We start from the raw sequence: 6,522 nt of genomic DNA, 5'->3' as shown, positions 1-6,522 counted from the left end.
GCGCACCCGGGGATCTGCAGAAGAGTCGGAGCGTGCTGCTGGGCGCTGGCGGTCAACCGCTTGGCCAAGGCGTTGATCTCACCGGTGAGCCGGATGATGTCGCCCACCTCGGCACGGGCGATTTCAGCGACCACGCCCACTCGGTCGGCCAACCAGGCCATCAACGCCTTGGCCAAGCGGTTGACCGCCAGCGCCCAGCAGCACGCTCCGACTCTTCTGCAGATCCCCGGGTGCGCGGAGCTGACCGCGGCCAAGATCCTCGGTGAGGTCGCCGGCATCGGCCGGTTCAAAAGCGAGGCCGCGTTCGGCTGCCACACCGGCGTCGCGCCCATCCCGGCCTGGTCAGGCGCCAGCGCCGGGCAGATGCGGCTAAGCCGGGCTGGTAACCGTCAACTCAACGCCGCCATCCATCGCATCGCGGTGACACAGATCCGGATGACCGGCAGCGCCGGGCAGATCTACTTCCAGAAACTGCGCGATGCCGGCAAAACCAAAGCCGCGGCCCGTCGCTGCGTCAAACGCCGCATCGCCCGCCGCGTCTACCAAGCCCTACGCCACGACGCAGGACTTCACAACGACCACCAAAACCCAGTCAAGCCGCCACAATCAGCGGCGGCTTGACATAGGAGCTATTTTTCGCGGAAGGACGTCAGCCGCGCAGCAACTGGACGGTGTGTACGGGCCGACGGTCAGGGGCCAACTCACGGATCTGGGTACGGCAGCTGAACCCGTCGGCCACCACCGTGGTGTCTCCGTCCGCCTCGCGCAGGGCCGGCAACAGCTTGTCCTCGGCGCAGGCCACCGACACGTCGTAGTGCCCGCGTTCGAATCCGAAATTGCCGGCCAGGCCGCAACATCCGGCGTCGAGGATGTCGAGATCGACTCCGGCGCTCTCGAGCAGGGCGCTCTCGTGCCGGTAGTGCAGCACCGCGTGCTGGTGGCAGTGCTGCTGGACCACGGCGGTATCCGACCGTGCCGGTGGTCGCCAATCCGGGGCGCGCAGCCGCAGGATCTCACCGATGGTGTGCGTCTGCGCGGCGAGCCGGTGGGCGTCCTCGTCTCCGTGTAACAGCTCGGGCAGATCGGACCGGAAGACCGCTGCGCAGCTGGGCTCCAGCACCACCACGGGGGTGCCGGCATGCAGTGCGGGCCGCAGCGCCCGCAGGGTGCGTCGCAGTACACGTTTGGCGGTGGTCAGCTGACCGGTGGAGATCCAGGTCAGCCCGCAGCACAACGCCTCGCGAGGTACCTCGACGGCAAATCCGGCCGATTCGAGTACTTGCACGGCATCGTGGGCGATCTGCGGATCGAAGTTGTTGGTGAACGTGTCGGGCCACAACACCACCGGCCCCAACGGTGCATGCGGCGGCCGCACGTGCCCGTCGAACGCCGCAGTGAACCGCTGCCGGGCGAACACCGGGATGCCGCGGCGTTCGTCGATGCCGCCGAGTCGTTTGATCACGGCGCCGAGGCTTTTGGTCTGCGCGGTGCGGTTCACCACACCGGGTGCCGCGGCGGCCAACCTGGCCCACAACGGGATCCAGCCCATCGAGTAGTGCGCCATCGGACGCAGCCGGTTGTGATAGTGGTGGGACAGGAACTCGGCCTTGTAGGTCGCCATGTCGACATTGACCGGGCAGTCGCTGCGACATCCCTTGCACGCCAGGCACAGATCGAGCGCGTCGCGCACCTCTTCGGACCGCCAGCCGTCGGTGATCACGTCACCCTCCAGCATCTCGAACAGCAACCGGGACCGGCCGCGGGTGGAGTGCTCCTCCTCGCCGGTGGCGCGGTAGCTCGGGCACATCACCCCGGATTCGTGGCCGCGGCAGTTGCCGACACCCACACAACGGGCCGCGGCGTGGGAGAACCGGTGCTCGTCGTCGGGATAGCTGAAGTGCGTGGCGGGATCGGCCGGCCGGTAATCGGGCCCGTAGCGCAGGTTTTCGTCGAGCCGGTACGGGTGCACGATCTTGCCCGGGTTCATCCGGTTGCCGGGATCGAAGAGCGCCTTGGTTCGCTCGAATGCGGTGACGACCCGTTCGCCGAACATGATCGGCAGCAGCTCGCCGCGGGACTGCCCGTCGCCGTGTTCGCCGGACAGCGACCCGCCGTAGTCGACCACCAGTCGAGCCGCGTCGTACGCGAACCGCCGATACTTGTCGACGCCTTCGGCGGTCCGCAAGTCGAACGGGATTCGGGTGTGAATGCACCCCTGTCCGAAATGGCCGTACAGCGAGGCGCTTTCATAGTCATACCGCGTCAGCAACGCGCGAAAATCTCGCAGGTAGTCGCCGAGCCGGTCCGGCGGGACGGCGGCGTCTTCCCACCCCTCGTGCGTTTCGGGGCCGGTCGGTGGATACGCGGTGGCGCCGAGGCCCGCTTCCCGGGCGGCCCACACCTCCTTCTTGCGCACGGGGTCGTCGAGGACTGCGCCGTCGGCCTTCTCGCCCAGCGCCGCGATCATCGCCTTCGCCGCGCGGTCGGCCTCCTCTTGCGTGTCGCCGTTGAACTGCACCATCAGCCACGCCTTGCCGTCGGGCAGTTCGCGTAAGGCCTTCTCGGCCAACCGCCGCGAATGCTCGAGTTCGACGAGGCGATGGTCGAGGCCCTCCAGCGCGGCGGGCTGATGTTCGAGCACCGCGGGCACCGCGTCTCCGGCGGTGGTGATGTCGTCGAACCCGAGCAACGCCAGCGCGCTCGCGGCCGGACGGCGCACCAACTGAAGCTTGGCCCGTAGGACCGTGACCAGGGTACTCTCGCTGCCGACGAGGGCGGTGGCCACGTTGAAGTGGTTCTCCGGCAACAGGGAATCGAGGTTGTAGCCCGAGACCCGACGCGGGATGTGCGGGTAACGGGACCGGATGTCGTCGGCGTACTCCTCGACGATCGCCCGCAGCCCCTGGTACAACTGCGCGTCGCGACCACCCGCAGCGATGATCCGGTCGCATTCCTCGACGGTGGTCTCACCGACCCAGCGGCGGGTGCCGTCGTAGGTCAGGATCTCCAGCGCCAGAACCGAATCCGCCATTTTTCCGTAGGCCTGCGCGGTGGAACCACAGGAGTTGTTGCCGATCATGCCGCCGATGGTGCAGTTGACGTGAGTGGAGGGTTTGGGTCCGACCATCCAGCCCGACGACGCCAACTGGTCGTTGAGCACGTCGAGCTTGATGCCGGGTTCGACGACGACGGTGCCCGCGTCTGTGTCGACCTCGCCGATCCGCGTGCAGTACTTGCTCCAGTCCAGCACCACCGCGGCGTTGCAACATTGGCCGGCCAGGCTGGTGCCGCCGCCTCGGGACAGCACCGGCACATCGTGGTCGCGGCACACCGCGATCGCGGCGGCGGCCGCGTCCGGTGACCTCGGTACCACCACCCCGATCGGGATCTGGCGGTAGTTGGAGGCGTCGGTCGAATAGGTGGCCCGGGATCCCGGATCGAACCGGACTTCTCCGTCGACCCACTCATGCAAATCGGCGGCCAGGGACTCGAACAACAATGCAGTCATGGTGATCCTCGGTGGATTGTCAAAGCACACGGTGGTTTTCGAGGTCGGCCCAGCGCACGGTCAGGCCGTGACCCGGCCGGTCCGCAGACAGCCGCAGCAGCCCGTCGACCGGTGATGCCGCGCCCTCGAAGTAGCGCAGCGCAATCCGCGCGTGGTCGTGAAACCACTCGAGGTGCCGCAGGTTGGGCACGCATGCCGCGACATGGGCGTGCAGATAGGGCGCGCAGTGTGCGGAGATCTGCAGATGGTGCGCGGCGGCGACGACGGCGACGCGCAGCCATTCGGTGATCCCGCCGCACCGCGTGGCGTCGGCCTGCAGGCAGTCGAGGGCCTCGCCGGCACACATCCGCCGGAAGTAGGTGAGGTCGTATCCGTATTCACCCGCAGCCACGTCGGCATCGACGGCCTCCCGTACCGCACGGAGGCCGGCCAGGTCGTCGGAGGACACCGGTTCCTCGAACCAGGTCACGTGGCAGTCGGCGACGTCGCGCATCAACCGCACGGCCTGCTTGACCTGGTAGCCGCCATTGGCGTCCACATACAGCTCGCACTCCGGCCCGATTACGTGACGTGCCTGACGGATTCGGCTCATGTCCCGCGGAATCCGGTCACCCCAGGACTCACCGATCTTGATCTTGACCCGGGGGATCGCCAGATTCTGTGTCCACTCGGTCAACTGGTCACGCAGCTGGTGTTCGGTGTAGGTGGTGAACCCGCCGCTGCCGTATACCGGCACGGCGTCGCGCACCGCTCCGATCAGCCGGTGCAGCGGCAACTCCAACAGTCGCGCCTTCAGATCCCACAGGGCCACGTCGACCGCGGAGATCGCCTGTCCCGCCACGCCGCTGCGGCCCGCGTTGCGCACCGCCCGCACCATGGCGTCGAGGCTGCCGGCCACGTCGAACACATTGCGCCCCAGCACCTGCGGTGCCAGCAGATCGCGGATCAGCGGCACGGCCGCAGCGGGCCCGTAGGTCCACCCGGTACCCACCGTCTCGCCGCAGCGGACGGTGGCCACCACCAGCGTGGTGCTGTCCCAACTCAAGGTGCCGTCGGCCTCGGGGGAGTCGGTGGGGATGGTGTAGGCGGCCGCGGTGACGTCGGTGACCGGCGCGGTGGGATCCTGCATGATGACCCCGCGTCACTTGCTGCGGTGCGGGACGAACTCCTGCGCCTTGGCCTTGATGCCCTCCTTGATGAAGCCCCAACTGTTTTCGTCGCCCTCCAGTACCGCCGAAGCGGTCGACTTGAACTGTTCCCAGGTGGCGTGCGGTGGGATCGGCGGCAGGTTCGGATCGGTGTGCACATCCAGCACCGTGGGTTTCTGCGCCGCGAGCGCGTGACGCCACGCGTCGGCGAGTTCGTCGGGATCCTTGACCGTCATCGCCTCAAGTCCGAGGCTGGCGGCGAATGCGGCGTAGTCGACATCTGGAAGTGTTTGCGACTCGGTGAATTTCGGTGCGCCGCTCATGGCCCGCATCTCCCAGGTGACCTGGTTGAGGTCATTGTTGTGCAAGATGGCCACGATCAACCGGGGATCGGACCATTCGTGGTGATAGCGCTTGATGGTGATGAGTTCGGCCATCCCGTTCATCTGCATGGCGCCGTCACCGACGAACGCGATCGCCGGCCGGTCCGGGTGGGCGAACTTCGCCCCGATGGCGTACGGCACACCGGGGCCCATCGTGGCCAGGTTGCCCGACAGGGAGCCGCGCATGTCACCGCGGAACCGTAGTTGGCGTGCATACCAATTGGCCGATGACCCCGAGTCGGCGGTGACGATCGCGTTGTCGGGCAACATCGGGGACAACTCGGCGAACATCCGCAGGGGATTGACCGGGTGGGCCCCGACCATCGCCTGCAGGTGCATCGTCTCCCACCATCGGGACACGTTCTTCTCGATGGTCTCGCGCCACGACCGGTCCGTCTTGCGCTCCAGGTGCGGAATCAGCGCCCGCAGTGCGGTTTTGGCATCCGCTACCAGGTTCACCTCGTACGGATAGCGCATGCCGATCATCTTGGCGTCGATGTCGATCTGCACCCCGCGGGCCTGGCCGTACTCCGGCATGAACTGCGAGTACGGGAAGCTCGAACCGACGGTGAGCACGGTGTCACAGTCGCGCATCATCTCGTAGCTGGGCCGGGTGCCCAACAGGCCGATGGAGCCGGTCACCCAGGGTAGCTCGTCGGACAGGACGTCCTTGCCCAGCAACGCTTTTGCCGCGCCGGCACCGAGCAGCTCGGCAACCTCGGCCACCTCGTCGCGCGCGTCGCGGGCGCCGGTGCCGACCAACATGGCCACCTTCTTACCCGAGTTGAGCACTTCGGCCGCGCGGGCGATGGCCGCGTCGTCGGGCGCGATGTCGGGCCAGTCGATGCCCAGGCTCGACGGCACCATCTTGAACTCGTGGGTGGGCGCGGTGTACGGCAGTTCCTGGACGTCGGCCGGGATGATCAGCGCGGTGGGCGCGCGCTCGGCCAGCGCGGTGCGAATGGCGCGGTCCAGGACGTTGGGCAGCTGTTCGGCCACGTTGACCGTCTCGACGTAGGCTCCGGCGACATCCTTGTACAAGTTCGCCAGGTCCACCTCCTGCTGGTAGGACCCGCCCATCGCGCTGCGGTTGGTCTGTCCGACGATCGCCACCACCGGGACGTGATCGAGCTTGGCGTCGTAGAGGCCGTTGAGCAGATGGATCGCTCCCGGGCCGGACGTGGCCATGCACACGGCGAACTTGCCGCTGAACTTTGCGTAGCCAACGGCTTCGAACGCGCTCATCTCCTCGTGCCGGGCCTGGATGAAGCGAGGACAGTCCTCGGCTCGCCCCCAGGCCGCCAGGATGGCGTTGATGCCGTCGCCGGGGAAGGCGAAGACATCGTGCACATCCCATTCCCGTAGGCGTTGCAACAGGTAATCGGCGACGTTTTGCTCAGCCATGGGTTCCTCCTCTGCGGTGGCGGACGATGCGGTCCGGGTACCCGCTTTCGTTGTTGGTATGCAATTGTTGTTGTCAAGC

At 67.2% G+C, this 6,522-nt stretch carries 3 protein-coding genes and 1 pseudogene; 1 reads left to right on the top strand and 3 read right to left on the bottom strand.

Going from position 1 to position 6,522, the window contains the following annotated elements; translation table 11 throughout:
* Positions 1-159: 159 nt before the first annotated feature.
* A pseudogene (locus A5699_RS16260) lies at positions 160-621 on the top strand (transposase); the annotation flags it as partial.
* Positions 622-649: 28 nt separating this feature from the next.
* On the opposite strand, the gene A5699_RS16255 reads toward A5699_RS16260, so the two are convergent.
* From A5699_RS16255 to A5699_RS16245, 3 genes are read right to left on the bottom strand one after another with little or no spacing between them, the layout of a single operon-like run.
* On the bottom strand, positions 650-3,508 hold the full coding sequence (locus A5699_RS16255; RefSeq protein ID WP_067770996.1) for an FAD-binding and (Fe-S)-binding domain-containing protein: 2,859 nt from the start codon (positions 3,506-3,508) through the stop codon (positions 650-652).
* A gap of 19 nt (positions 3,509-3,527) precedes the next feature.
* Positions 3,528-4,637: an enolase C-terminal domain-like protein gene (locus tag A5699_RS16250; RefSeq protein WP_067770993.1), complete on the bottom strand. Its 1,110-nt coding sequence runs from the start codon at positions 4,635-4,637 to the stop codon at positions 3,528-3,530.
* Between the two features lie 12 nt (positions 4,638-4,649).
* Complete coding sequence (locus tag A5699_RS16245) at positions 4,650-6,443, bottom strand: thiamine pyrophosphate-requiring protein (protein WP_067770991.1); 1,794 nt, start codon at positions 6,441-6,443, stop codon at positions 4,650-4,652.
* Positions 6,444-6,522: the final 79 nt, after the last annotated feature.

Source organism: Mycobacterium sp. E802 (assembly GCF_001666875.1).
Classification (GTDB): domain Bacteria; phylum Actinomycetota; class Actinomycetes; order Mycobacteriales; family Mycobacteriaceae; genus Mycobacterium.
The sequence above is the reverse complement of the archived record's forward strand: the minus strand, read 5'-3'. Positions and strand labels throughout refer to the sequence as shown.